The organism is Zhongshania marina (assembly GCF_002915595.1).
GTDB classification, from domain to species: Bacteria; Pseudomonadota; Gammaproteobacteria; order Pseudomonadales; family Spongiibacteraceae; genus Spongiibacter; species Spongiibacter marinus_B.
In genome coordinates this window covers 78,295-102,540 of record NZ_PQGG01000007.1, presented here as the reverse complement: position 1 = coordinate 102,540, position 24,246 = coordinate 78,295, and the positions used below count along the sequence as shown (strand labels likewise).

At 48.4% G+C, this 24,246-nt stretch carries 30 protein-coding genes; 14 read left to right on the top strand and 16 right to left on the bottom strand.

What is annotated here, in order from left to right; genetic code table 11:
- Positions 1 to 51: 51 nt before the first annotated feature.
- Positions 52 to 957: a LysR substrate-binding domain-containing protein gene (locus C0068_RS02515; RefSeq protein WP_103682919.1), complete on the top strand. Its 906-nt coding sequence runs from the start codon at positions 52 to 54 to the stop codon at positions 955 to 957.
- Positions 958 to 1,181: 224 nt separating this feature from the next.
- The gene (locus C0068_RS02510; protein ID WP_103682918.1) at positions 1,182 to 1,388 is read left to right on the top strand and encodes a hypothetical protein; all 207 of its coding nucleotides are present in this window, start codon (positions 1,182 to 1,184) and stop codon (positions 1,386 to 1,388) included.
- 74 nt (positions 1,389 to 1,462) lie between these two features.
- Here C0068_RS02510 and C0068_RS02505 read toward each other — a convergent pair whose 3' ends face one another.
- The gene (locus tag C0068_RS02505; protein ID WP_158249898.1) at positions 1,463 to 2,968 is read right to left on the bottom strand and encodes a transglutaminase-like domain-containing protein; all 1,506 of its coding nucleotides are present in this window, start codon (positions 2,966 to 2,968) and stop codon (positions 1,463 to 1,465) included.
- Positions 2,965 to 3,858, bottom strand: coding sequence for an alpha/beta fold hydrolase (locus C0068_RS02500; RefSeq protein ID WP_103682916.1), 894 nt, complete (start codon positions 3,856 to 3,858; stop codon positions 2,965 to 2,967). Before C0068_RS02500 ends, C0068_RS02505 begins: the two co-directional genes overlap by 4 nt.
- Positions 3,859 to 4,098: 240 nt before the next feature.
- Between C0068_RS02500 and pomA the strand changes: the two genes are divergently transcribed.
- The 4 genes from pomA (at position 4,099) to C0068_RS02480 (ending at position 6,861) form a co-directional block, all read left to right on the top strand.
- Positions 4,099 to 4,869 carry a flagellar motor protein PomA gene (gene pomA / locus C0068_RS02495; protein ID WP_103682915.1) on the top strand — a complete coding sequence of 257 codons (771 nt, stop codon included), beginning with the start codon at positions 4,099 to 4,101 and terminating at the stop codon, positions 4,867 to 4,869.
- Positions 4,870 to 5,709, top strand: coding sequence for a flagellar motor protein MotB (locus tag C0068_RS02490; RefSeq protein ID WP_233208712.1), 840 nt, complete (start codon positions 4,870 to 4,872; stop codon positions 5,707 to 5,709).
- Between the two features lie 80 nt (positions 5,710 to 5,789).
- Entirely contained in the window at positions 5,790 to 6,338 is a 549-nt protein-coding gene (locus tag C0068_RS02485) for a hypothetical protein (protein ID WP_103682914.1), read from the top strand.
- A gap of 184 nt (positions 6,339 to 6,522) precedes the next feature.
- Positions 6,523 to 6,861, top strand: a complete 339-nt coding sequence (locus C0068_RS02480) for a HopJ type III effector protein (RefSeq protein ID WP_103682913.1) — start codon at positions 6,523 to 6,525, stop codon at positions 6,859 to 6,861.
- Positions 6,862 to 6,931: 70 nt separating this feature from the next.
- Here the strand turns inward: C0068_RS02480 and C0068_RS02475 are convergent, their stop codons facing one another.
- Positions 6,932 to 7,396, bottom strand: coding sequence for a phasin family protein (locus C0068_RS02475; RefSeq protein WP_103682912.1), 465 nt, complete (start codon positions 7,394 to 7,396; stop codon positions 6,932 to 6,934).
- A gap of 168 nt (positions 7,397 to 7,564) precedes the next feature.
- Here C0068_RS02475 and C0068_RS02470 point away from each other — a divergent pair, with 168 nt between their 5' ends.
- Positions 7,565 to 7,999 carry a hypothetical protein gene (locus tag C0068_RS02470; RefSeq protein WP_103682911.1) on the top strand — a complete coding sequence of 145 codons (435 nt, stop codon included), beginning with the start codon at positions 7,565 to 7,567 and terminating at the stop codon, positions 7,997 to 7,999.
- Between the two features lie 132 nt (positions 8,000 to 8,131).
- Here C0068_RS02470 and C0068_RS02465 read toward each other — a convergent pair whose 3' ends face one another.
- Both C0068_RS02465 and C0068_RS02460 read right to left on the bottom strand, forming a co-directional pair.
- Complete coding sequence (locus C0068_RS02465; protein ID WP_146047827.1) at positions 8,132 to 8,425, bottom strand: hypothetical protein; 294 nt, start codon at positions 8,423 to 8,425, stop codon at positions 8,132 to 8,134.
- Positions 8,426 to 8,546: 121 nt separating this feature from the next.
- On the bottom strand, positions 8,547 to 8,921 hold the full coding sequence (locus C0068_RS02460) for a hypothetical protein (RefSeq protein WP_103682909.1): 375 nt from the start codon (positions 8,919 to 8,921) through the stop codon (positions 8,547 to 8,549).
- A 295-nt stretch (positions 8,922 to 9,216) separates the two neighbouring features.
- Here C0068_RS02460 and C0068_RS02455 point away from each other — a divergent pair, with 295 nt between their 5' ends.
- Positions 9,217 to 9,639, top strand: a complete 423-nt coding sequence (locus tag C0068_RS02455; RefSeq protein ID WP_103682908.1) for a hypothetical protein — start codon at positions 9,217 to 9,219, stop codon at positions 9,637 to 9,639.
- 47 nt (positions 9,640 to 9,686) lie between these two features.
- Here C0068_RS02455 and C0068_RS02450 read toward each other — a convergent pair whose 3' ends face one another.
- A complete protein-coding gene (locus C0068_RS02450; protein WP_103682907.1) occupies positions 9,687 to 10,601 on the bottom strand; it encodes a lipid kinase in 915 nt (304 codons plus the stop codon).
- A gap of 265 nt (positions 10,602 to 10,866) precedes the next feature.
- Here C0068_RS02450 and C0068_RS02445 point away from each other — a divergent pair, with 265 nt between their 5' ends.
- The 4 genes from C0068_RS02445 to C0068_RS02430 all read left to right on the top strand — a co-directional run bounded on the left by C0068_RS02445 (position 10,867) and on the right by C0068_RS02430 (position 14,081).
- Positions 10,867 to 11,334 (top strand): hypothetical protein, encoded by a 468-nt coding sequence (locus tag C0068_RS02445; protein ID WP_103682906.1) that lies wholly within the window; start codon positions 10,867 to 10,869, stop codon positions 11,332 to 11,334.
- Between the two features lie 103 nt (positions 11,335 to 11,437).
- Positions 11,438 to 12,655, top strand: a complete 1,218-nt coding sequence (locus C0068_RS02440) for a DUF445 domain-containing protein (protein ID WP_103682905.1) — start codon at positions 11,438 to 11,440, stop codon at positions 12,653 to 12,655.
- Between the two features lie 52 nt (positions 12,656 to 12,707).
- Positions 12,708 to 13,412 carry a DUF8198 family protein gene (locus C0068_RS02435; protein WP_103682904.1) on the top strand — a complete coding sequence of 235 codons (705 nt, stop codon included), beginning with the start codon at positions 12,708 to 12,710 and terminating at the stop codon, positions 13,410 to 13,412.
- A 30-nt stretch (positions 13,413 to 13,442) separates the two neighbouring features.
- Complete coding sequence (locus C0068_RS02430; RefSeq protein ID WP_103682903.1) at positions 13,443 to 14,081, top strand: TetR/AcrR family transcriptional regulator; 639 nt, start codon at positions 13,443 to 13,445, stop codon at positions 14,079 to 14,081.
- Positions 14,082 to 14,139: 58 nt separating this feature from the next.
- Here C0068_RS02430 and bfr read toward each other — a convergent pair whose 3' ends face one another.
- A complete protein-coding gene (bfr, locus tag C0068_RS02425) occupies positions 14,140 to 14,619 on the bottom strand; it encodes a bacterioferritin (RefSeq protein WP_103682902.1) in 480 nt (159 codons plus the stop codon).
- 129 nt (positions 14,620 to 14,748) lie between these two features.
- Positions 14,749 to 15,012, bottom strand: a complete 264-nt coding sequence (locus C0068_RS02420; protein ID WP_404810258.1) for a bacterioferritin-associated ferredoxin — start codon at positions 15,010 to 15,012, stop codon at positions 14,749 to 14,751.
- Between the two features lie 184 nt (positions 15,013 to 15,196).
- Here C0068_RS02420 and C0068_RS02415 point away from each other — a divergent pair, with 184 nt between their 5' ends.
- Positions 15,197 to 15,799: a peroxiredoxin gene (locus C0068_RS02415; RefSeq protein ID WP_103682901.1), complete on the top strand. Its 603-nt coding sequence runs from the start codon at positions 15,197 to 15,199 to the stop codon at positions 15,797 to 15,799.
- Positions 15,800 to 15,919: 120 nt separating this feature from the next.
- Here C0068_RS02415 and C0068_RS02410 read toward each other — a convergent pair whose 3' ends face one another.
- The 8 genes from C0068_RS02410 to C0068_RS02375 form a co-directional block, all read right to left on the bottom strand.
- The gene (locus C0068_RS02410) at positions 15,920 to 16,501 is read right to left on the bottom strand and encodes a superoxide dismutase (protein ID WP_103682900.1); all 582 of its coding nucleotides are present in this window, start codon (positions 16,499 to 16,501) and stop codon (positions 15,920 to 15,922) included.
- A 111-nt stretch (positions 16,502 to 16,612) separates the two neighbouring features.
- Positions 16,613 to 17,245: a ribonuclease T gene (gene rnt, locus C0068_RS02405; protein WP_103682899.1), complete on the bottom strand. Its 633-nt coding sequence runs from the start codon at positions 17,243 to 17,245 to the stop codon at positions 16,613 to 16,615.
- A 7-nt stretch (positions 17,246 to 17,252) separates the two neighbouring features.
- Positions 17,253 to 18,287, bottom strand: a complete 1,035-nt coding sequence (pyrC, locus tag C0068_RS02400) for a dihydroorotase (protein ID WP_103682898.1) — start codon at positions 18,285 to 18,287, stop codon at positions 17,253 to 17,255.
- A gap of 148 nt (positions 18,288 to 18,435) precedes the next feature.
- Complete coding sequence (locus tag C0068_RS02395; protein ID WP_103682897.1) at positions 18,436 to 18,738, bottom strand: ComEA family DNA-binding protein; 303 nt, start codon at positions 18,736 to 18,738, stop codon at positions 18,436 to 18,438.
- A 116-nt stretch (positions 18,739 to 18,854) separates the two neighbouring features.
- Positions 18,855 to 19,913 (bottom strand): polyamine ABC transporter substrate-binding protein, encoded by a 1,059-nt coding sequence (locus tag C0068_RS02390; RefSeq protein WP_199176095.1) that lies wholly within the window; start codon positions 19,911 to 19,913, stop codon positions 18,855 to 18,857.
- A 40-nt stretch (positions 19,914 to 19,953) separates the two neighbouring features.
- Entirely contained in the window at positions 19,954 to 20,736 is a 783-nt protein-coding gene (locus C0068_RS02385) for an ABC transporter permease (protein ID WP_103682895.1), read from the bottom strand.
- Positions 20,723 to 21,649: an ABC transporter permease gene (locus tag C0068_RS02380; protein WP_233208711.1), complete on the bottom strand. Its 927-nt coding sequence runs from the start codon at positions 21,647 to 21,649 to the stop codon at positions 20,723 to 20,725. The genes C0068_RS02385 and C0068_RS02380 overlap by 14 nt, the downstream gene beginning before the upstream one ends.
- 3 nt (positions 21,650 to 21,652) lie before the next feature.
- Positions 21,653 to 22,735, bottom strand: a complete 1,083-nt coding sequence (locus C0068_RS02375; protein WP_103682893.1) for an ABC transporter ATP-binding protein — start codon at positions 22,733 to 22,735, stop codon at positions 21,653 to 21,655.
- A 215-nt stretch (positions 22,736 to 22,950) separates the two neighbouring features.
- Between C0068_RS02375 and C0068_RS02365 the strand changes: the two genes are divergently transcribed.
- Positions 22,951 to 24,174, top strand: a complete 1,224-nt coding sequence (locus C0068_RS02365; RefSeq protein WP_103682891.1) for an argininosuccinate synthase — start codon at positions 22,951 to 22,953, stop codon at positions 24,172 to 24,174.
- Positions 24,175 to 24,246: the final 72 nt, after the last annotated feature.

Genomic DNA, 24,246 nt, shown 5'->3' with positions numbered 1-24,246 from the left:
CTTGTCGGCATAATCGCTAAAAATGTAAAACTCTTTTACAGTGGTGCAATAATGAGTGATTGGCGAGGGGTGAGTGAATTTGTGGCGGTGGTGGAGGCTGAGAGCTTTACCGGCGCGGCAAAGCGCCTGGGTTTGTCGGTGGCGCAGGTAAGCCGCCAAGTTAGTGAGTTGGAAGACCGCCTTGGAGCGAAGTTGTTTTATAGAACAACTCGGAAAGTAACGGTGACGGAGGTGGCTGCGGTGTATTACCAGCATTGCCGAAGTGTGCTTGACGGCTTGGCAGATGCCGAGCGCGCTATTTCCGACTTACAAAGCTCGCCACGGGGAAAAATTAAACTAACCGCGCCCATTACGTACGGCGAGGAGAGTGTAATGCCGCTGGTAAATGATTTTTTGAAGTTGTATCCGCAGTTAGAAATTGACTGTCAGTTAAGTAATCACACGGTCGATATACTGGCGGAGTCCTACGACTTAGCTATTCGGGTTGGCAATCTAAGGGATTCCAGCATGATCGCTAAAAAGCTGTCTTCGCGGCGGCGCTATGTATGTGCATCGCCTGAGTATTTGGATCGCTATGGCATGCCCCACACATTGGCTGAGCTCGATAGTCACAATTGTTTGACTGGCGCCTCGGAGTATTGGCGATTTCACGAAAAGAACAAATTACGCACGGTGCGGGTTACGGGAAATATTCATTGTAATAGCGGTTACGCCTTGGTCGATGCCGCCCTCAAGGGTTTGGGTATTATCCAATTGCCGGATTATTATGTGGTGTCATATCTTGAGCGCGGCGATTTACTTACCCTGCTCGATACTTACCAAGAGCCCGAGGAGGGGATCTGGGCGCTGTATCCGCAAAATCGGCATCTGTCGCCAAAGCTGAAATTGCTGTTGAAATACCTCGCCGACCATTTGCCTGATAGCTTGCGGAATGCAGGTGTTGTTGCTGCGCGTTAGGTTTTTTAGTGGGTAATTTGGTAATGCACTTAAGATTAAAAGCCGCGAATTGCTCTGTGAATGTGACAGATTGTCACAATTCTTTTTGAGTTCCCTTAAAATTGTCATATTTCATTAATACGAATGTAATAATTTTACACGATAATTATTCCGTTAAGGCCCTCTAGCAGTGTGTGAAGGTTGCCGCATTTAAGATTAGCTGCCCAAGGGCGACGGAGTAGAACATGAGTGTAAACAGTTTTGTACGTGTATTAATGCTTGCGGCGCTTGCCGTTGTTGCGATGCCAATGAGCGCAATGGCTGATGAGCCAGCTCAGTTGATTGAAGAAGTAACCGTTGTTGGTGCTGTTCGCAATGGTTCCGTCGATGTAGCCGATATCGATTTGGCGGCTGACGAAGCCCTGCAAGAAATGCCGGTTGCTTACGAGTAAGTTTGATTTAGTTCTTCTGTTTTTTTTGATTGTATCTCCACTTTGGTCTTTATTTTCAGGCGTCGCTGACTTTATCAGCGGCGCCTGATTTGTATTGCCGAGGTAATGCTAATTTTTTGTAGCTGCTCATTGATTCGCAATATATCCGCTTGGTCACCGTTACTTAGGCCAAGGGCGATATAGCCAGCGCTAAATTTCCCTAGTCCGCTGTCATAACTTTCCCAGCGCTCCCCCGTCCATGCTTGAACCCAAGCGTGGGGCACAAATACATATTTTCGCCCCAGAAAACGGTCGTTAGTATAGGCGAGCCCGAACACGACGCGTGCCGGAATGCGGGCGGCGCGGGCCAGTGTGGCAAGTAATAACGCGTGTTCGGTGCAGTCACCCTGCCTGCTGTTGTACGCCTCAAGGCCGGTGGCGTAGCCGGAGTAGTTGGGCTCCTCACTCATATGTCTAGTTACGTAACGAGTTAAGCGCCGCATTTGGCCGCTAGTGCTGCTGGTGTCGGGCAAGATGTCGTTGACTATGTTTTTAAATATGGGGTTTTGTGCGGGCAACCAATAATTGGCCGCTAGGGCGTCCTGCAATGCTGACTTGTCGGGGGGCGTTTCTGTGCCGCAGTCGTCGCAGATCACAATTTCAGCGCCGTCTGGCGTACGATTGCTGCTCTGTTCGTAGGTATTGGGTAAATCTAGCTGGAAGTCGCCACTTAATTGGTAGCGTATTTTACCGTGTAAAGCGGTGTCGGATATTTTATACGGCGACTGAATAAGCTGTCGGTAAACGTGGGTGTTAGGTACAAAGCTGGCTGTTGCACAGGCCTTGTCGCAAGTGGTGATAATGAGTTGCTCACCGCTGGATTGGCTGCGCTCTTCTAAAACGTGGAATTGCGCATCTGTGAATATATCTGTGGGCTTGCTGTCGGGGCCAGTGGTTTTTTGTATATGCCACGCGTAATCGGCATGTTCGCTGCTGTTGTAGGGGCTGATTCGCAAGCGCGTTTTGTCGAACTGCCGAGTGCTAAAATTCCAGCTGTAATATTCAAACTCCCGCTTTGCGTCGGCTAGTTTTAATAGCGCGATTCTAAGACCCTCGGCTAATAAAAATGGCTGGGGAATGGGGTAGCGTTCGATGCTAGAAGAATTGTCGCGTTTTAAAATCAGCGCTTTACCTTTTACGGTGGCGCTCATTTTATGATTGGCGGTATCTGAACTCACTGTTTTGAAAAGCGCTATCGGTTTACCCGCCGACGATTCGTGATAGCTGAGTGTTGTGGCAATTTCACGGTTGGGAACGCCGGGTTGGCTGAGGGTGAGGGCTAAGGTTTCGGTGGTTTTAAGCAGCTTTGCTTCCTGTTCCCTCGCAATGTGGCGATATCCCATTTTGTGATCGCCAAGGCTTACGGTTTGCCACTTTTCACTGCTAAAGCTTGGATTTTTAGCTGTCGTGGCTACATGGTTGTTTGTGCAGGCACTTAGGGTGGCGACAACAAAGGCCAGCGCAATAAACAGATATTTTTGCGAGGCTAGGCCTAAAGTCCCAGGTCTAAAAAAAGTATGTAGGCAGTATGAGCGACTCATATTGGCGTGCCGATGAGTTGATTGTCTCGCAGCCATTGGTAGCTTTTTTCTACGACTTGCTGGCAATCTTCTTGTAGGGCCATATGGCCAACACCACTTATGACATCGTGGCTGACCGTCGGCGTTACGCGGGCAATATTGCGGGCAAAATCAGCTTGTTTGTGGAGATAGGAATGCTCTGCCCGCAGAACCAGTGTGGGAACTGTAATATGGCGCAGGGCTTGCCAGGGCGAATAGGTGTGCTGAAAGTTATGGGCCTCCCACTCGCGACTGTAGCGCAGGGTAAAGCTGCCGTCGCTTTGTTCAACGAGGCCCGCGCGGGCGTAATCTTCAAAGGCAGCATCTGAAAATCGTCGGTACGCAGATTTTTTGCGATGGTAGTTAATAAAGGCTGAGTGGCTCTCCCATTGGGGTTTTCGTCGCCGTGTGCTTTTGACTAGGTTCATTTGTCCCATCAATGTTGATGGGGCTACGGCTGCAACCATTGGCAGAATTCGACCAGGAATGGTGGCGGGGTCAAACATGAGCAGTGCTTTGAATAGATCTGGTCGCTTTGCGGCTGCAATGGCGCTAACGGTGCCGCCAATAGAGTGCCCCATCGCGATAACGGGGCCCGAATGTTGCGTTTTTCTGCGATGGTCAAGAAAGGCGATGAGATCGTCAGCGTGTTGGCGCCATGTGAATCCGCGTGGCGCGGCTTGTGCTTCCCATGCTCCCCTGTTCTCTAAGGCGGCAATAGCAAAATCGTTCTGAAAATGTTCAAGAAAAAAATGGTAACTGGCTACAGGAAAGCCGTTCGCTGCCGAAAAATGCAGGGTGTCATTTTCACTTCCGCCTTCAAGCCAGCTTGCTGGGCCTCGGCCAAAATCTAATTGGTGCGTGGTAAACATTGGGTAGCTTCATTAATTCTGTTGGTAATTAGCAAGCATACCATGCCAAAAAGCGTGAGGTGTATGGCTGCTGCCCTTGGGTAAAACCGAAATTTTCCTGTGCGCTATCAGGGTATTCTCTTATACAGAGAGTGATTCTTCAGCCGTTAAGTGGGTTAGGTACGAGGGCAATAGTCGACGACACACCATTCGTCTGCGGACTATTTGCCTGTGTGGGCGGCAAAGGTATTGGAGAAGACTTTGGATATCGCAACGCTATTAGGCATGTTAGGGGCGCTGGGCGTTATTGTTCTGGCTATTTTAATCGGCGGCAGCGCAAGCGGGTTTATCGATACCCCGAGTTTGTTAATCGTGGTCGGCGGTGGCCTGCTCGCCAATTTGGTTAAGTTTCCCCTGGATCAAACCTTGGGGGCATTTAAGGTTGCGTCCCGCGCCTTTGTTCATAAACCAACCAGTTCAGAAGCGCTAATTGCTGAGTGCATGGAAATGGCTGGTGTGGCCCGCAAAGAAGGCTTGCTAGGCCTCGAGTCGCTAGAGATTAGCAACGAATTTTTGAACAAGGGCGTACAGATGGCGATTGACGGTCATGACCCCGAGTTTGTTCGCCGAGTGCTAAATAAAGAAATTAATTTGGCTATTGAGCGCCATGAAATGGGTGAGTCGGTATTTAAAGGCTTTGGTGAGTCGGCGCCGGCAATGGGTATGATCGGTACCTTGGTCGGGTTGGTACAGATGATGTCGAATATGTCTGACCCCAAGGCGATTGGCCCGGCGATGGCGGTGGCGCTGCTAACGACCCTGTATGGCGCAGTACTGGCGAATGTTGTTGCGTTGCCAATGGCGGAAAAGCTCGCCTTTAGAACCTCTGAAGAGCGCCGTAATCGCCACCTTATTCTTGAAGCGGTTGATGGTATTCAAGAGGGGATCAATCCACGAGTTCTAGAATCCTTGTTATCCACCTATTTGCCAGACAATAAGCGCGAGCCAGAGAAAAAGGCTGAGGAGGCGTAAGTGGATGATGTTCCAGCTAAAAAGCAAGATGCAGGGGCCCCCGCGTGGGTGCTTACCTTTGCCGATTTGATGTCGTTGCTTCTCGCTTTCTTTGTACTGCTCTTCTCATTTTCAGAAATGGATAAGCAGAAGTTCAAGGAGTTGTCGGGATCAATGAAAGATGCCTTTGGGGTGCAGCGCGATATTCCGGCATTTAAGCCGCCGATTGGCACCAGTATGATTGCCCGCGATTTTACCCCCGGTACAGTAAGGCCCACGGTGGAACGAGAGGTGCGTCAGCAGGCTTTGCAGGAAATGACTACCTTTGTTTCCGAAGAAGCAGACGACCAAATGTTGAATGATTTAGAAAAGGTAAAAGAGCATTTAGCCCTAGAAATTAACGAAGGCTTGGTTGAAGTGGAAAACGATGGCAATAAAGTCATTATTATCCGCATTCGTGAACGCGGCTCATTTCCTTCAGGCAAAGCGGAGCTATCACCTGGGTTTGATACAGTTATTGAGAAGTTTGGTAAGGTTTTAAACGATATTGGCGGACAAATTGTGGTGGCGGGTCATACCGATAACCTTCCCATCCATACCGACAGATTCTATTCAAACTGGGATTTATCATCTGCACGGGCGGCTACGGTTATAGGCAGTATTGTTCAGAGCAGCGGCCAGCTCCCCAGTCGCTTTAGGGTGGTGGGCTATGCGGATACCCGCCCAATTGACGACAATAATACGGAAGAAGGGCGGGCTAGAAACCGTCGTGTCGAGATATTTATGCTGCGGGGTTCCACCAAAGACCCCTTGGAGGGGCAGGTGGTTGGGGAGTATGGTGCGTCGATGACGGAGCAATAAGATATAGTCGTACTTGCTGCGCTTAAGCTGGCATTCAGTTAACTCCTGATACTTTACAGCTACACAAAGGAGAAGCGACTATGAATACTATCAAAGCTCTACATTTTGGAAGGCCAGCGTTGATCCGTAATTTTGCACTTACGGCGCTGCTGATTGTGGCGGTGGCAGTATCACCAAAGCAGGCCCATGCCGACGGGGTAGAAACTGCGGCTGCGATCATGATTGGTGCGGCGGTACTGTATGCGGCACATGATTCTTATAAGGATGATCGCCGCTATAGTAAAAATCACTCGCACGACCGACACTGCGGTCATCAGGTGAGTTACCGTGACACGGGCAATCACAATTACAGTCATAGTTATAACAATGGTTATCGGAAGCAAAAAGTGTATACCGATGTCCATGCTGGCCACAGCAGTCATAAATACTACAAAGGTAAGGACTATAAAAAGGGTAAAGATTATCGCTATGACAAACACGATAATCGGTCTGACCACTTTGCGCGTAATGATCGCAACCGCTACCAGCAGGGCGGTAATAGTCAACACGGTCGAAGAGATCTAAATGATCGTCAAAAGCATAATCAGGCGTATTGGAATACGCGGGTGAATGTTAGCCAGCGCCATTAAAATGCTCGTGCTTTGTAGGCCTAAAATACCGGACTTGTTCCGGTATTTTTTTGTGGTGCATTTGTGGGCCTAGAATATGGCATTCGTGGGTATAATTAGCATTTTGAGAAGCCACTTAGTGATTGTGAGCCACAATACTGTGTTGGTGTTTCTGATTTTTAATGCACTACAAATAGGATTTTAAATGACAAGCGAGCAGTTAATAGCAAAACTTGAGCAAGCGCCGCAGCCATTTAGCGACGTTATCGCGCTGATAGATGCGGAATACAACTTTGTTCCCACTAGTTTCAAAAATGGCGATCAGCAAAATCAAGCGGGTACAAATAATGGCTCTTGCAAAATTTTTGCCTTTGGACGTTTGCACCAATTAACAGAGCAGGCCACTCTACATGCCTTTGGTGATTTTTATACCCAAGATGTATTGGGGAATCCAGATGGTAGCGATCACGCAAATATCCGCAATTTTATGCGCAGTGGTTGGGTGGGGGTAAGTTTTGAGGGCGACGCCTTAACACTAAAGTGAGTAGCGAAGCGCCCCGGCGGGGCGCTAAATCATAGCTTTCTCTGAGCCGGTGAGCGTCAAGGCAGAGTGTTTATCTAACTTTGCCTTCAGCTTCTGCTAAGCGTGCACTAAGCTCGTCTACGCGCTGGCTTAATTCGGCATAGTCTTCGGCGCTTGGATAGCCAAGGCGAGCCAAAATGGCGACGACACGCTCATCTAATAGCGCGTCGATATCGTCACTGCTCGTGCTACTATCCACTTGGTCGACAACCTTGTCATAGGCATCCGCGACTTGTCGGCGAGCCTTGTCAAAAGAATCGCTTACTGCATCTTGAATTCGGTCGAGTTTGGCGGATTTGCTGCCTCGACTGACGATCTTGCGCCCTTCGCCAATTAGCTGATCCATCAATTTAGACTTCTCATTAGCGAGTAGGCCGCGACCCTCTTCTTCAACGCGCGCTAGAGCTCCAACGCTGGCGAACAATGCCTTTTCGCCCCGAGACATGACGCTTTTAGCGGTTTGTTTTATTCCTTTTATATGCTTATCTTTGGCCATTTTCGGACTCCTACTAGGCTTGCAATAGGATCATACGCTCAGGACCTAGAGCGATCACTCTAATTATTTTTACCTTTATTGTAATAATAGTGTGATCGCTCTAAGAATTCTCCGTAATCTGGTTTCCATAGTGCGAATGTAATCAACCATGCAATGAGGAATACCGACATGAGCAAAAGCAAATCGATTAATAAATTTCTGAAAAAGACCGCTAAAACTCTCGATAAAAGCCGTAATCCTTTGGATAAAATTACTCGGCTTGGCGTTAATACCAGCGGTATTGGTCACCGTGTAGTGCGCAATGGTATCAGCGAAGTAAAAACCGGCATCGACACGGCTCTTGATATTTCGACTAAGCGCCTACGTAACGCTAGCGATGAGCGAAAGCTGAAAGATATCGTGCAAGCGCAGCTCGATTTTACCGCCGCCGATGTTCGCGCGCTTGTAGATGTGGCTCGCAAGGGTGTTGATATTGTCGCTGATGGTCTAGTTGACACACTTGATGAAGTGTCTAATACCTATGATGCATATCGTGCTGATAGCAAAACCAAGGCTCCTGCACAACAAGTAAAAAAAGCGGCAAGCGCTAAGGCTGCGGCTTAATCCTTACTAATAGCGCTGCCGTTCACGGCAGCGTTATTGTCAAAAAAGTCGTTTTAATTTAGCTCAAAAAAATGCGTATATAGGCATTCGCAAATATTTTTCTAGTTTGACTCCACTTGGTCTGATGGTATTTCAGTCCTTCTTTTTACCCCTTAGCATGCGTCCTAATTTATTACCCAGCTGACGATTAACTGTGCCCAGTCCACCGTAAATATCTTCTAAGGCTGAATCATGGATGTTTCGTATAGATCGTGCCCCAGCCCGCGTTGCGGGGATGGATTCTAGAATTGAAAAAGGGATGGAGGAAATGCCGGAGTGAAGTGCTTCAGCAATTTCTACACCCTCTGCCATTGTTTGGGTGCTCAAGTTTTGCCAGTTGCGCAAAAAGTTGCGATTCTCCAGTGCCCAAGCATACTCAGCAGCCACAGCTAATCGACGATATAGATGACGTTCGCAGCTATTGCGCCAGTACCGGATCTGTTGTAATTCCTTTAACGCAAATAGGAATATCGCGAGACAAAAGGCAGCACACAGTAATAATAAAAATTCATTTGAGGTGAACAATTTTTACCTCCGCATCCACTCCTTGTTGGGTCATAGATGATAAGCAGTTGCTGCGAATTTGTTCATAGACTTTTTGACGAATCAGGCTCGGTGTAACACTTCCAAATTGCTCGGCGTACCAGCTTTGTTTTGCAGCTAATTGCAGTGGGTTTAATAATTCGATAGTAATGAGTGTGGCATCTCGCTGCCCCACTAATGGTTTTAGTTCCGGCGCAGAGATACCTAGGTTCTGATTTTGTGCTTCAAGGCGCTGGCTTAGTTCGGTGTAGTGGGCGCGCAATTGGCGCAAACGCATTAGTAGCCAAATACACAAGCCTGAGAGCAAGCATATTACTGCAATGAATATGAGTGCACCCATATAGCTGTCTCCAAGTCCGTGTAATGGTCAAATATTGGCGGCTAGATTTAAAACAATAATGCGATATTAGTCTAAAAGCAAAGACAGTAGCACTAAATTTGAGTACTTCTAGCGGCGCAATATGCCAGCATGATTCGGGTGGCAATTGAAATTTTGCTTTAGAGCAATTGCACTAACTATTTTTGCGTTATTTCACACATTAGTGTGATCGCTCTAAGGCATTTCTCTAATATTGTTTGCGTAAAGTGAATTTAATTGACCCACTGTCATTAACTAACAAAATAGGTAGTCCGACATGAGCAAGAGCAAATCCGTAAACAAATTTTTAAAGAAATCCGCAAAAGCACTCGATAAGACCCGTAACCCTTTAGATAAAATGGTACGTCTAGGCGTTAATACTAGCGATATCGCTCACCGTGTAGTGCGCGACGGTATCAGCGAAGTTAAAACCGGTGTTGATAGCATTGTAGATATTTCTACCAAGCGTCTGCGCAATGCTAGCGATGAAAAATACCTAAAAGATATTGTACAAGCACAGCTGAAATTCACCTCTTCAGATGTTCGTGTATTGGTAGATGTGGCTCGCAAAGGTATCGACACGGTTACAGATGGTATTGTGGATACCTTAGACGAAGTGTCTAACACCTATGATGCCTACCGTGCAGAATCAAAGGCATCAACAAGCACCAAAGCCGCTAGCAAAAAAGTAGCTGCCTAAAGGTTTTAATCACTGCCGCCCATTTGGGCGGCAGTGATTTTTCTGCTTCAGTTAGATAATGGGTTAATCTCGTCTAGCGGGCTGAACACCGTAAGTTGACGTTTTTCTATCTCAAAGTGTGCCGGTGTAAAGGCAACACGCTCCCCATCTGCATAAATTCGCTTTATTGGTTCCGTCGTTAGGCTAAACCGCTCGCTCTCAAATGACACTAGCCCCTTCGAATTTTTATAACGCCCTAGCAGAATTCGTGGTGCAACCTTGACTAATTTTCGTAAGCCACGGGGTTGCACCGAGTAAATATAGAAACGGGGTTTACGCAAATCCGAGGCGTGGTTCACCTTCATGCCGCCACCGTAGAAGCGGCCATTGCCCACCGCTAGTTGTATGCTTTGCCCGCTGATTTCATCGTCATCCTGCTTGATTGTGAAATTAAAAGGTTTGGGATTTCTAGCGACATCAAGGGCGGCGTCAGCGTAACTAAATATGCCTAGCGATTTTTTGCGTCCACCGGACAGCTTTTGGTTCACTTGCACGCCCATGCCAATATTGGCGATATTGAAGAACAGTCGATCGTTGACTCGACCGAGATAGATTTGTGTGCTTGCACCGGCAATAATAATTCGGATGGCTTCGTCTAGATCTCGTGGAATTTTAAGGGTTCTTGCTAGGTCATTGGCGGTGCCAAGGGGTAATATTCCAAACGGTAAGCCGGCGTCTAGCAAAGGAGCCGCGGCGCTATGCATAGTGCCGTCTCCCCCACCTAGTACAATTGCGCCAACTTTCTTTTGGTATTGCTTTATCAGTTGTGCGCAGTGCTCGACTGAGCTGGCTCGCTCGTTATGAACCTTAATACCCGCCTTTTCAAATCCAGCTATTGCCTTTTCAGCGGCGGATGCGCCGGATCGACTGTGGGGATTTACCATCAGCAGTATCGAGGTCGGACGAGTGAACGTGGCTTCCATCTGAAAATATACTAACCTTGCTTCTGTTGTGTGCTGCCAACTATAGCACTCTATTCTATGGTGCCAATCACTTGTTTTTCTCTTGTCCGATATCTCGTTACGGTAATGATCGCCTGGTCGAAATATATCCGTTATGAATAGGGTGGATACCGCGGTGCCAGTTTATAAATGCAGTAAAGTAGTGTGATCGCTCTAGGGATTTACCGTAGACTTTTGTCCCTGACCTCGATCGCCGCCTGACTTATTCATATATAGGAGTACCGTAATGGCTAAGTATGCCCCGGTAAATAAAATTTTAAGCAAGACCGCCGACAAATTTGACAAGGCACGCCAGTCATTGGAAGTGGTGACTCAGCTGAGTTCCGGTATTGGCGAAATTGCGCGTCGTGTGGCTCACGACGGTATTATTCAGGCTAGATCCGGCACTGACTGCATAGTAAATATTTCAACGAGGCCACTTAAAAAGGCGCGAGAGGGTGCGAGTTTGAAGGATATACTTCAAACGCAATTGAGTGCCACTACAGCGGATGTTCGCACGCTTGCGAAAGTCGGGCACAACACGATTGATGTTTTTAGTGGTGGCGTGACGGATACTCTAGAAATGGTTTTTCAAGCTTATAGTGCGCATCGTAAGGAGGGTACTGTTGATGTGCCAGAGGTGCAGTTAAGCGAGGCAAAGCCTAAGCCAAGGAAAGCCCCTAGCGAGTCAGCGAGTACTCCAAGGTCAGCATAACTCTAACTCAATTTCTTCGGCTGAGCGTGTTTAAGAGCAGCTATATTTCCTATAAATAGTTCTATACTATCCAGCGGTATAGCTATAAAAAAGTGTATACATTATGTCTGATCTATTAGCTTATTGGCCTTATTTACTCATACCTATTTTAACCGCCGGTATTGGCTGGTCTACCAATTGGCTTGGCATCAAAATGATGATGCACCCGGTTAAACGTATGGGGATAGGCCCTATTGGCTGGCAGGGCATTATTCCTCGTATGCGAGTTCGCATGACGCGAATGATGGTTGAAAATTGTGTCTCAACCATATGCTCACCTCAGGAAATGTTGGAAGCGGTAGACGATTCCCATGCTATTGAAAGCATTACTGCGCTAATTAGCCCACAAATAAAAGACTGGGCCGACGAGATATTGAGTAAACAGGTGTCGCGCTTGTGGAATCTTGCTCCTTCACTTGTTAAAAAAGCAGTGTACCGCGAGGTTGAAAAGCTGGTTCCGCATTTGGCTGAGGATATTCTTGCCGAGCTCAAGGGGCGCATGAGTTATTTAATCGATATTGGCGATATAGCCGCTATTGAGTCTGAGAAAAAGCCAGAAATTTTTCCCCGCCTAATGAGTACCATTGCCGCGAAGGAGTTCACCTTCGTGGTGCGTTCTGGTTTATATATTGGTTTTCCGCTGGGCTGTATTCAAGCATTGGTTTGGTATTTTTATCCGATGGATCTAGTCCTCCCGCTGTTTGGTCTAGTGGTCGGTGCTTTCACAAATTGGCTGGCCCTGCAGGTGCTTGTTCACCCAAGTGATCCAATACGGTTTATGGGGTTTAAATTTCAGGGATTGTTTATTGCCCGTCAGCAGACTGTTGCTAAGGATTTTGCTGAAGGTTTTACACGCGATTTTGTAGACATCAATACGGTGTTTGACTATGCGTGGAACGGAAAAAACAGTGATGAAGTGCGCTCCTTGGTTCGGCGCCAACTCATTAAAAACTTAAATGAAAAAGTGCTTACTGGGCCGCTATACAAGGCATTGGTTTTGAGTGGACAGTCTAAAAAACTTGATGACAATACCTTAAATATTCTCGAAGAAAAAATTGGCATGGTTTTGATGCACCCAGGTGTTAATGACAAATTACTATTACCGATTCGTGAGTTGATGGCAGAAAGAATGGCAGGTATGGCTCCTGAGCAGTTTCAGGGTTTGCTGATGCCAATTTTTGAAGAAGATCAGTGGATTTTGATATTCATCGGCGGCATTTTAGGTTTTCTCGCGGGGCTCGCGCAGCTGGTCTTTATGTTTGGTGGTAGCTTGTTTACATAGCACCAGTTGGGCCTTGGTTTAGTGCCAAACACACCTTCAGAGACTATTTTGCATGGATGATGCTGCCTCAATCCTCTCAAGTATAAATCGTTATCAGGCTCTGCGTTTGCACGAGGATGCTGATTTTGCTTCTTGCGTACTTGCACTCCAGCAGTGGCGATTGGAGGCCATGTTGACTGCTTTGGGCTCAGAGTGTGGAGGTGGCCCTAAGGGAGATTTACTGGAGTTTTATTTAAGCGAGGTTTTGTTAGGAGTTCACCTTCACGAACTTAATAAAAAGACTAATATAGTTAAAGTTATAGAAAAATTATTTACCGGAACAGACATGTTGACGGTTGGCTTGGAATTTAATGCGCTGACTTTTGAAATAAGTGAAAAACTGGTCGAGCAATTACATGGTGTTGCCGAGACTGGTGGGCTTGATGTCAAGTTATATGTCGAGGCATGTCATCGGGCGGCGGTGCTTGACGACATGGAGTATCAGTTAGCCTTATTTGAAAAATTTAGCGTTTATCTCGATGAAGCAATTCGTGATCCGATTGTTATTACCGGTCTAAAAGTTTCTAAAATCCCAGCGCGGATGTTTGGATTTAAACGGCTACATAAATTGCTCTCGCATGGCTTTAAGCTCGCAAAAAAGGCCGGTGATCCACGCCTTGCTCTAGCGGATGTGATAACGCTTGAACGCCAAGCTATAGCGAATATTCGCAGGGGCGCGAATGTTATTTATTCGCCGGTCGAGACAGGTAGCAATTAATTTCCGTAAAGAGCATAAGGATAATGAGTCATGGCTATTGCGACGCCGGAAAAAAAGAAAACTAAAGACCGTATTCTTGATACCGCCTTAGATTTATTTAATTTAGAGGGCGAGCCAAACGTTACGACCAATGCAATTGCCGACGAATTAGATATGAGTCCCGGTAATCTCCATTATCATTTCAAAACCAAGGCTGATTTGGTTCAGGCATTGTTTGCCCGCTTCGAAAGAAAGGTTTCAAGCTTGTTGATTTTGGACAAGGAGGAGCAGGTCGATATTGTCGAGGCGTGGATGAAGCTAAGTCTATTGTTCGAGATTATGTGGGTTTATCGATTTGCTTATCGGGATCTCGCGCAGTTGTTAGCAAAATATCCGCCGCTTCGGCGATCCACCGCCCAGTTATTGCACCGCAAAATTTCCGTTGCGCAGCAGGGCTGTGTGATTCTTGGTATTTCTAAAGATGAAGTTGATGTCGGTGCTTTGGCTAGGAATATTGTTGTGCTTATGACGTACTGGATCAGTTTTGAGTTGGCCTGTGATGTACAAGGGGAGGATCGAAGCCGCTTTGGTCGTGGCGCTTATCAGGTAACCCAGTTGCTACTACCTCATCTTGACGAAGCAGCAACTCAGGCGATTCGGAGTTTGGCTGGGGAATACCTCGACGTTTAAGAGGTATTCCAGCCCCATTTCTCTATTCTGCGCCGAAACCTATCGGGCGAACTTGAGATTAAGAGCCAATACTACCCATCATAGACTGCTGGTAATTTTGAATACCCACTTTATCAATTAAGCTTAATTGGGTTTCTAACCAGTCGATGTGCTCTTCTTCAGACTCTAGAATCTCTTCCATCAGCTCACGGCTGATATAGTCGCCTACTGACTCGCAGTACTTAATTCCGTCTTTGAGGTCGGGAACGGCTTTTAGCTCTAAGCTGAGGTCACACTCCAGCATTTCTTTGGTGTTCTCACCAATCAATAATTTGCCGAGGTCTTGGAGATTCGGTAAACCTTCAAGGAATAGAATACGTTCGATGAGCTTGTCTGCGTGCTTCATTTCATCGATAGATTCGTGATATTCGTAGTCGGCTAACTCCTTCAGCCCCCAATCTTTAAACATGCGGGAGTGGAGGAAATATTGGTTAATCGCTACGAGTTCATTGCCGAGGGCTTTATTGAGATAGGCAATAACCTTGCTGTCACCTTTCATGATTGCTGTCCTTTTGCGATTAGCTGATTGCGAGGCGTAAAGTGTGCGCCCAGACCAAGCGAAAAGTCAAGCTAAGTGATTGATTTTAAAGGGTTAAGAGAAGGGTAAAACTAATCGTTATCAGTTGCGTTACGCGGCGGCGTAACACAAATTCTCGTCGTAGCTGTTTAAATAGCTGTCGTAGATATCGCGGGCAAGTGAGCCGCATTTACCACATTGGCTTGCTAATTCAAGTTGACGACGAACTTCGCGGAAGCTGCCAGCACCGGCATCTACAGCGTCGCGGATATGCTTGTCGGTAATACCTTTACAGAGACAAACGTACATTCTATTTTGAATCTCATGGGCTCGAATTTGAAGCTCAACGATAATGCAAATGAGAATGCTTGTCAATTAAGTTCTTGTAATTATTGCAGTGTTGTTTCAATAGCGCATGACTATGGTGGCGATAAGAAAATTCAATGGGATTGGGCGAGGGCGGCGTGTATGATTGCCGATCTGAATCATGTTTTTACGGCATTTCTTGCCGTTTAATCAACTTATATTAATCATTAATCATTAATCAGAGGTGTATTACATGGGCGTTCTAGTAGGCAAGCCAGCTCCAGATTTCACATGCGCAGCAGTACTTGGTACTGGCGAAATTGTCGATAGCTTTACTCTAAGCGAAGCGGCTAAAGGCAAATACGCTTTGCTGTTCTTCTACCCACTGGACTTCACATTCGTTTGCCCGTCAGAACTGATTGCACTTGATCACCGCATGGATAAATTCCGTGAGCTGGGTGTGGAAGTGATCAGTGTCTCAATCGATTCTCAGTTCACGCACAATGCATGGCGCAACACTGCTATTAAAGACGGCGGTATTGGTCCAGTAACATACACTATGGCTGCTGACGTTCGTCACGACATCTGCCGTGCCTACGACGTAGAAGCTGAAGGCGGTGTCGCTTTCCGTGGCGCTTTCTTAATCGACAAAGAAGGTATGGTTCGTTCGCAGCTAGTAAATGACCTGCCACTTGGCCGTAACGTTGACGAGCTGGTGCGTTTGGTTGAAGCACTGCAATTCCACGAAGAGCACGGCGAAGTTTGCCCAGCTGGCTGGAATAAAGGCGACAAAGGTATGAATGCATCACCAGACGGCGTTGCTGCATACTTGGCTGAGAATTCAGATAAGCTGTGATGAGGTAGTCGGGCGTCGGAAGTCGGACGCTAGATGCTAAAACGAAAAAGCCCGATGCGTTTCACGCATCGGGCTTTTTTATCCGACGCCCGACCTCAGACGTCCGACCAAATTTTGCAATTAAGCAAAATTAGCCGCAGCAAATTCCCAGTTCACCAAATTCCAGAAGCCTTCCAAGTACTTTGGACGAGCGTTGCGGTAGTCGATGTAATAAGCGTGTTCCCATACGTCGGCGGTAAACAGTGGTGTTTGGCCTTCGCGGGCGATCGGGGTGTCAGCATCGTCGGTGTTCACGATTTCTAGGCTGCCGTCGGCGTTTTTAACCAGCCATGTCCAGCCTGAGCCAAAGTTGCCAACTGCTTTGCCATTGAAAGCGGTTTTAAATTCTTCAAAAGAACCAAATGCCTTATCAATTGCAGCAGCGAGTTCGCCAGTCGGCGCGCCGCCGCCATTTGGGCTGAGGCTGTTCCAGTAGAAAGTGTGATTCCAAACCTGAGCGGCTTGGTTGAACAATACACCGCTTGACGTTTTGATGATGTCTTCTAGAGACTTGCCTTCAAATTCGCTGCCAGGCACCAATTCATTCAATTTGGTTAAGTATGCGTTGTGGTGTTTGCCGTGGTGGAAGTCGAGGGTTTCGGCAGAAATATGGGGTTCTAACGCGTCTTTTGCGTAAGGTAGTGCGGGTAATTCAAAAGCCATGTGATTCTCTCCTGAGTATGGTTTTGTGTTGTAAAACAGTTAAATGTTGTACCTGATTTACATTATGTTTTGCTGACACTTCACTGTTGGTCGTGAATTAGTGCAGCAAGATCAGGGCCAACGCCAGCCTCCCAGTTGCTGCCAGCGATTGACGATCTGACAGAACAATTCGGCGGTTTTAAAGGCATCATAAGCGGCGCTGTGAGCTTCGCTGTTGTCGAAGTCGATATCGGCCAACTGGCAAGCTCTAGCCAAGACGGTATGGCCGTAGGCAAGCCCAGAAAGGCTTGCGGTATCCATAACCGAGAAGGGGTGGAAGGGGTTGCGTTTGATATTGCTGCGTTCGATGGCGGCCAAAACAAAGCCGAGATCGAAGTGCGCATTGTGTCCCACCAGCACCGCACGGGTGCACCCATTGGCTTTTACTTGCTGACGAATTCGCTTCATCAGCTCGCCCATTACAGTCACCTCTTTCTGTGCCTGTCGTAGTGGGTTATGGGGATCAATGCCCGTAAATTCAAGGGCGGCGGTCTCTAAATTTGCGCCTTCAAAGGGTTCTACGTTGTAGCTTACGGTGTCGTCGGGTTCGAGTTGGCCTGAATCATCCATGCGCAAAAAGGTCGCGGCTATTTCGAGTACCGCATCAGTCTGGCTGTTGAAACCACCGGTTTCGACGTCGATCACGACGGGAAGAAAGCCTCGAAAGCGTTGTGCAATCATCGATTTTTCATCGCTGAAATCCATAGTCGCCTCAGGCAATCTGCCAGTGCAGTTGCTCACCGCCCCGCAGTGGGTAAATGGTATCGCCGCCAAGCGGAAGTTGCTCCGGCGCGGTCCAGCTATTCTTTTGCAAAATGATGGTGTCGGTATTTCGCGGTAAGCCGTAAAAATCGGGGCCGTAAAAGCTGGCAAAGGCTTCTAGTTTGTCGAGTTTTCCTGCGGTTTCAAAAGCCTCTGCGTAGAGCTCGATGGCAGCGTAGGCGGTGTAACAGCCGGCGCATCCGCAGCTGGTTTCTTTGCGGTGGCGCGCGTGCGGTGCGGAGTCGGTGCCTAAAAAGAACTTAGGGCTGGCGGAGGTTGCCGCGGCGATCAGCGCCTGCTGATGGGTATTGCGCTTAAGAATGGGCAGGCAGTAATAGTGAGGGCGAATGCCACCGGCCAACATGTGATTGCGGTTGTACAGCAGGTGGTGAGCGGTAATGGTTGCCGCGACGTTATCTGCTGACTCACTTACAAACTGTGCTGCATCAGCCGTTGTAATATGTTCTAGCACGACTTTTAAGGCTGGAAACTGCAGGCATATATTGCGTAAGTAGCGGTCGATAAAGCGCGCTTCGCGATCAAAAATATCAATTTCAGCGTCGGTGACTTCACCGTGGACAAGTAGTGGCAGACCGTGCTTTTCCATGCTTTCAAGCACGGGGTAGAGCTTTTCAATCCTGGTGACACCGGAGTCTGAATTGGTTGTTGCGCCAGCGGGATATAACTTTGCGGCGTAGACCACGTCTGACGCAGCGGCGGCGGCGATGTCTTCCGGCTGGGTGTTGTCAGTTAGATAAAGCACCATTAAGGGCTGTAGTTTGTGGCCACTAGCTGGCAAGGCCTGTTCAATGCGCTGCCGATATGCCCTTGCCTCGGCAAGATTGCGCACCGGCGGCGTTAAATTTGGCATGACGATCACGCGGCCAAAATAGCGGCTTGCGTCTGCGACGGTATGATTTAACACCTCGCCGTCTCGCAAATGAATATGCCAGTCGTCGGGGCGGGTAATTTCTAAGGTTTGCATGCTGAGCCTTACTGCTAGCGTCCACCGAGCGATCTACGAAGGCCGGCTTTGGAGGCGTGGTGTCTGGCGGAGAATGCTACAGGAATTTGAATAGGGTATAAACACCTGCCATCGTGTTGTGACGGGTGTTTATACCGGTCTAGGTGGTTTACTCGTCCGCTGGTTTTGATTTGTTGGTGCTGAATGTCAGTTCATCGCCGTTGGCGGCGATAACACTGCGGCCAATGCTCGGGACCTTCATTAGCTCTTCCGCTGAGTTGATTGAGCCATTTTCTTCACGATAGCGAATAATGGCCGCAGCGCGTTTTGGGCCAACACGCTTGAGTGTTTGCAGTTCTTCTGCGGTAGCGGTATTAACGTCCAGCGCATAGCTGGGGCTCAGAAAGCCAAGGCTTAAAACGAGGGCGAGTAAAATACGAGTGGCCGACAAGCGGCGTAGAATAGTTTTCATCGTAAAATCCTTTTTCAAGATGAAGTATGTGAAGTTTAATAAAGCAGGTACGTTGATTTGTACCTGCTTCTAGAATAGACCACGCTGGCTTTTATGCAAAGCCGGCGCTGAGGGACTTAGCGAACTTTTACTTCAGTCCACAATTTATTGATGAGGCGGCGTTGTTTGGCATTGCGCGCGCTGACGGTCTCGAGGGTTTTTTGTACTTCGTCATCAGGGAAGATAGCGGAAATTTTCAGAATCTCTGGCTCGATAAATGGTGTGGCGGCCGCATTTGGATTTCCGGTGCCAACAACATTGGTTAACTCTGCGGCGTTTTCGGGTGCCATCATAAAGTTAATAAATTGCAGCGCCAGTTCAGGATTGCGGGCTTTTTTCGGGATGACCATATTATCCAAGGCCAATACTGCACCTTGTTTTGGCAGTACGAAGTTCACGCTAAAGTCACGACCAGCATCCGCTGCGTCTACACGGGCTTGGAACATATCGCTAGAGTAGCCGTGGGCAACCCATATATTGCCAACGGTTAGTTCTTTAATATAGCTAGACGAGTTAAATGCTGCCCAGTACGGTTTGGCTTTTAAAATCAGCGCCTGAGCTTCTTTTAAATGCTTTTCGTCGTTGTCGTTAATGGAGTAGCCGAGGTATTTAAGGGCAGCGCCGAATAGCTCTTCAGAATCGTCCATTACCGTCACCTTGCCTTTGATTTTCTCGAGTACGGCGGGGTCAAAAATAATAGACCAGTTGCTCGGGTCAATGCCTAGCTCAGCGATTTTTTCTTCGTTGTAGCCGATAAGCGTAGTAGTGAACGCGTAAGGCAGTGAGTAGACGTTGCCGGGGTCATAGGCTTTATCTAAAAATCCCTTGGCGGTATTGCCAAGATTGCTTAGCTTGCTTTTATCGAGAGGTAGTAAAAAGCCTTGTTTAACCAGTGCTTCTACGGCGTTTTGGGTGGGAATAACCACGTCGTAATCACCGGCGCCGGCAAGTAGTTTTGCCATCATTTCTTCGGTGGCAGAGAAGTAATCCTGCACAACTTTACAGCCACACTGCTCTTCAAAGCGGGTGACAGTGTCTTCGGCGATATAGTCGTTCCAGTTAAATAAATGTAACGCTTTCTCAGCCATAGCAAATTGCGAAAGGCACAGCACAAAACAGCACAGTATCTTTTTCACGGTAGCGTCCTTTTTAAAGGGTTAGGTAAGGGGTAGTGGCTTAGTTTCTCAACACCGTTGGTGAGATTCGGGAAAGCGCGGTGATCAGTACCAGCGTCACCAGCATAAGCAAGGTGGACACCGCGTTGACTTCTGGGGTGACAGCAATTTTGACCATGGAATAAATCTCCAGAGGCAACGTTGAGCTGCCAACGCCTGCAGTAAAAAACGTAATTACGAAATCGTCAATAGAAAGTGTAAAGGCCATCATGCCGCCGGCAATAATGCCGGGTTTCAGAAGTGGCAGCGTGACGAGTCGAAATGCCTGAAACGGCGTGGCGCCAAGGTCGCGAGCCGCCTCTACTAGGCTTTGATCCATGCCGGAAAGTCGCGATTGCACCGCCAGTGCCACAAAGCCAATACAGAAGCTAACGTGGGCGAGAATGATGGAGGTCATGCCCAGTGTGACGTTAAAAAGGATAAACATCAGCAGCAGGCTGACCCCGATTAAAATATCGGGCATGGCGATGGGGCCGAGCACTAAAGCCGACAGCCATTTTTGCCGGAACCGGTAAATGGCGAGGCCGGCCAGGGTGCCAAGTATGGTGGCTAGCAGGGCGCTAATGAGGGCGATAATGAGCGAGTTTGCCGCCGCGTGCAGAATGTCGCCGTTTTGAAATAATTTGTCATACCACTTCCATGTAAAGCCGACCCACTCAGCATTGAGTTTTGAGTCGTTAAAGGAAAACAGTACAACGACGGCCAGAGGGATATATAAAAACATATATACCACGCCGCCGGCGGCGATAAGTAGTTTGCTGGGATTGGCGTTATTTTTTGCCATTGTTTTCTCCAGCGGGGCTGCCCAGTTTGGCGGCTAGCAGCACAAGCACTAGCGTAATAGCGGTAAGAACCAGTGATAACACGCTGCCAAATGGCCAGTCGCGGGATTCGACAAACTGCTGCTTAATGACATTGCCGATCATGATGCCATTGGTGCCGCCGAGTAGGTCGGGGATGGCAAAAATCCCCAGCGACGGAATGAAAACCAATACCGCGCCAGCATATATGCCGGGCAGAGACAGCGGCCAAGTAATCAGCCAGAAACATTGAAAGCGATTGGCGCCAAGGTCTTGCGCTGCATCTAGTAAGCGGTGGTCGTGTTTTTCTAAATTGGCGTACAGGGGCAGAATCATAAAGGGCAGGTGGACATACACTAGGCAGGTAATGACCGCGGTGCCGCTGAACATTAGTGTAATGGGCTCTAGGCCGAGGCTGCTGGTGACCGCATTGAGGGCGGCGGTCAGTGCGCCTTGGGGGCTAAAAATAATCATCCACGCGTAAATCCGCACCAGAAAATTACTCCAAAATGGGAGTATGACTAGCAATAGCAGTAAATCGCGATGGCGCTTTTTGCTTCGTGCAATCATCAGCGCGAGGGGGTAGGCCATGATGACGCAGATCAGCGTGGTGGCTAAGGCATAGGCCAGTGATTTTAGGAGTAGGCCTAAATAGATATCTGATTCAAATAGGCGCTGCCAATTTTCTAAGGTTAGGTCTAGGGTGAATTGGCCGTCTTCTATGTAATACCAAGGCGCTAGGCCGCCGTATTCACCTGAGAAGCGAAACGAGGCGAACAGCATCATTAGGCTGGGCACCGCAAAAAGTAGCAGCAGATATAAGCCTGGGGGCAGTGACAGCAAAATACGGCTTAGACGTTCAGCGCGGTTTGGCATTTTTGTGTTCAGCGTCGTCACTGATCAAGCTACCAAATGGCCGGCATCGGTGTGCCAGGCAATTTGTACGGCGTCGCCGGTGTCGAATAGTCGAGTGCGACCGGGGGCGTCATTGGCGAGCATGGCCTCTATTAATACACCATTGGCGAGTTCGATGATGTAAACCGTTACGTCGCCCAAATACAGCATGTCGTGCACTTTACCGCTGAATAGCACCTCGTCGTCGGTGATGTCTAATTGCGCTGCGAGGCGAATTTTTTCAGGTCGCAGGGTGAGGGCGCAAGTGTCACCGACAGCAAAGTCGATTTCTGGGTTTGCGCAAACGTCTAGCTCACCTAAGCCCGCAATGGAGATGCGCAGCTGCTTTTCGGCAACACTTACCACGGTGGCATCGAGGAGATTGCACTGGCCGATAAAGTCCGCGACAAAGCGGTTGTCTGGGCAGCTGTAAAGTACCGACGGTTCGTCAATTTGACTGATTTCGCCCTTGTTCATGACCGCAATACGGTGCGAAAGCGCCAGTGCTTCGCCCTGATCGTGGGTGACGTAAACGAAGGTGATGCCAATTTCTTTTTGAAGATTAATAAGCTCAATCTGCATTTGTTCGCGCAATTTTGCATCTAGCGCAGACAGAGGCTCATCGAGCAATAAAAGCCGCGGACGGTTTACCAGGGCGCGGGCGATGGCAATACGCTGCTTTTGGCCACCAGAAAGCTCGTCGGGGTAGTGCTTGGCCTTGTCCGGCAGGCGCACATCTTCAAGGATTTCGCGCACCATTAAGTCGATAACCGGTTTGGCAATTTTGGTCATGCGCAGTGGAAAGGCGATATTCTCCGCCACGGTCATATGCGGAAACAGCGCGTAACTTTGAAATACGGTGTGAATTGGGCGCTGTTCAGGGTTTAGCGCCGTTAGCGGCTTGCCGTCGAGTAATATTTCGCCCTCGTCGACCTGGTCAAAGCCCGCGATAAGGCGCAGTAGCGTCGTTTTTCCACAACCGGAAGGGCCGAGTAGGGTGAAAAACTCGCCTGCTTGAATATTCAGGCTCACCTTGTCTAAGGCCACAAAGTCGCCAAAACGGCGCGAAACGTCAATGATTTCTAACACTGCTTGGGGGGCTTCCGTGGCGGTTTGCAATGGGCGCTATTTTTTTCCGCTGAAGGCCTCCGCGTCAATAGCTTTTGTGCGCGCATTTTGCATTGTTTTGAGCGATTAATACCGCGCTTTAACGCGGCATGGCGCGGCGGCGTAAAGATCGGTAAAATGGCGGTCTTTTTCATCCCGCAGGCATGGCGTTTTGCGGGGCTTCAGCGGAGTGTGTAATGTCGGATATCAACAAGGTTGTGTTGGCCTATTCAGGTGGCCTCGATACCTCAGTTATTGTCAGGTGGCTGCAAGATACCTATAAATGTGAGGTGGTGACCTTTACCGCCGATATAGGGCAGGGCGAAGAAGTGGAGCCTGCGCGCGCTAAGGCCAAGGCGCTGGGTGTGCAAGAAATTTACATCGACGACCTCCGTGAAGAATACGTCCGCGATTTTGTCTACCCTATGTTTCGCGCCAATGCGATCTACGAAGGCGAATACCTGTTGGGCACCTCTATTGCGCGTCCATTGATCGCTAAGCGTTTAATCGAGATTGCCAACGAGACCGGTGCCGATGCTATTTCTCATGGCGCAACTGGTAAAGGCAACGATCAGGTGCGCTTCGAGTTGGGAGCATACTCACTTAAGCCAGGTATTAAGGTTATTGCACCTTGGCGGGAGTGGGACCTGACGTCACGGGAAACCCTGATGGCCTATTGTGCAGAGCGCAATATTCCGGTGGATTTCGCCGGTAAAAAGAAAAAATCGCCCTATTCTATGGACGCTAACTTGCTGCATATCTCATACGAGGGCGGCAATTTGGAAGACCCATACTGGGAGCCAGAAGAGGATATGTGGCGCTGGAGCGTTAGCCCAGAAGCGGCGCCAGACACCCCAACGTATATCGAAATCGGTTACCAGAATGGTGATCCGGTGACCTTAAACGGTGAGGCCTTGAGCCCAGCAACCATGCTAGCAACCTTGAATAAGCTGGGTGGCGACAACGGCATTGGTCGTTTGGATCTAGTAGAAAACCGCTATGTGGGTATGAAGTCGCGGGGCTGTTATGAAACACCGGGTGGCACCATTATGCTGCGTGCCCACCGTGCCATTGAGTCGATTACGTTAGATCGTGAAGCTGCGCATTTAAAAGATGAGTTGATGCCGCGTTACGCTAAATTGATTTACAACGGTTACTGGTTCAGTCCTGAGCGCCGCATGTTGCAGGCCGCTATTGATGAGTCACAGGCGTTTGTGAATGGTGTTGTCCGACTGAAACTCTATAAAGGCAATGTGGTCGTAGTGGGTCGCAAATCAGATAATTCTTTATTTGACGAAGCGATTGCTACCTTCGAAGACGATGCCGGCGCCTACAATCAAAAAGACGCCGAGGGCTTTATTAAGCTCAATGCTTTGCGCTTGCGCATTGCCGCGAATAAGGGACGTTCGCAGCTGTCTTGATTGTCAGCACAATAAAGGGGCGATACAGCCCCTTTTTGCTTTTAAAGATTAAAAAAACAATAACGACCATAT

Bases quoted from the DNA above. Each gene is read 5' to 3' on its own strand.
- C0068_RS02515 (WP_103682919.1), top strand. From the start codon at position 52: ATGAGTGATTGGCGAGGGGTGAGTGAATTTGTGGCGGTGGTGGAGGCT.
- C0068_RS02510 (WP_103682918.1), top strand. From the start codon at position 1,182: ATGAGTGTAAACAGTTTTGTACGTGTATTAATGCTTGCGGCGCTTGCC.
- C0068_RS02505 (WP_158249898.1), bottom strand. From the start codon at position 2,968: ATGAGTCGCTCATACTGCCTACATACTTTTTTTAGACCTGGGACTTTA.
- C0068_RS02500 (WP_103682916.1), bottom strand. From the start codon at position 3,858: ATGTTTACCACGCACCAATTAGATTTTGGCCGAGGCCCAGCAAGCTGG.
- C0068_RS02485 (WP_103682914.1), top strand. From the start codon at position 5,790: ATGAATACTATCAAAGCTCTACATTTTGGAAGGCCAGCGTTGATCCGT.
- C0068_RS02480 (WP_103682913.1), top strand. From the start codon at position 6,523: ATGACAAGCGAGCAGTTAATAGCAAAACTTGAGCAAGCGCCGCAGCCA.
- C0068_RS02475 (WP_103682912.1), bottom strand. From the start codon at position 7,396: ATGGCCAAAGATAAGCATATAAAAGGAATAAAACAAACCGCTAAAAGC.
- C0068_RS02470 (WP_103682911.1), top strand. From the start codon at position 7,565: ATGAGCAAAAGCAAATCGATTAATAAATTTCTGAAAAAGACCGCTAAA.
- C0068_RS02460 (WP_103682909.1), bottom strand. From the start codon at position 8,921: ATGGGTGCACTCATATTCATTGCAGTAATATGCTTGCTCTCAGGCTTG.
- C0068_RS02455 (WP_103682908.1), top strand. From the start codon at position 9,217: ATGAGCAAGAGCAAATCCGTAAACAAATTTTTAAAGAAATCCGCAAAA.
- C0068_RS02450 (WP_103682907.1), bottom strand. From the start codon at position 10,601: ATGGAAGCCACGTTCACTCGTCCGACCTCGATACTGCTGATGGTAAAT.
- C0068_RS02445 (WP_103682906.1), top strand. From the start codon at position 10,867: ATGGCTAAGTATGCCCCGGTAAATAAAATTTTAAGCAAGACCGCCGAC.
- C0068_RS02440 (WP_103682905.1), top strand. From the start codon at position 11,438: ATGTCTGATCTATTAGCTTATTGGCCTTATTTACTCATACCTATTTTA.
- C0068_RS02435 (WP_103682904.1), top strand. From the start codon at position 12,708: ATGGATGATGCTGCCTCAATCCTCTCAAGTATAAATCGTTATCAGGCT.
- C0068_RS02430 (WP_103682903.1), top strand. From the start codon at position 13,443: ATGGCTATTGCGACGCCGGAAAAAAAGAAAACTAAAGACCGTATTCTT.
- bfr (WP_103682902.1), bottom strand. From the start codon at position 14,619: ATGAAAGGTGACAGCAAGGTTATTGCCTATCTCAATAAAGCCCTCGGC.
- C0068_RS02415 (WP_103682901.1), top strand. From the start codon at position 15,197: ATGGGCGTTCTAGTAGGCAAGCCAGCTCCAGATTTCACATGCGCAGCA.
- C0068_RS02410 (WP_103682900.1), bottom strand. From the start codon at position 16,501: ATGGCTTTTGAATTACCCGCACTACCTTACGCAAAAGACGCGTTAGAA.
- rnt (WP_103682899.1), bottom strand. From the start codon at position 17,245: ATGGATTTCAGCGATGAAAAATCGATGATTGCACAACGCTTTCGAGGC.
- pyrC (WP_103682898.1), bottom strand. From the start codon at position 18,287: ATGCAAACCTTAGAAATTACCCGCCCCGACGACTGGCATATTCATTTG.
- C0068_RS02395 (WP_103682897.1), bottom strand. From the start codon at position 18,738: ATGAAAACTATTCTACGCCGCTTGTCGGCCACTCGTATTTTACTCGCC.
- C0068_RS02385 (WP_103682895.1), bottom strand. From the start codon at position 20,736: ATGGCAAAAAATAACGCCAATCCCAGCAAACTACTTATCGCCGCCGGC.
- C0068_RS02365 (WP_103682891.1), top strand. From the start codon at position 22,951: ATGTCGGATATCAACAAGGTTGTGTTGGCCTATTCAGGTGGCCTCGAT.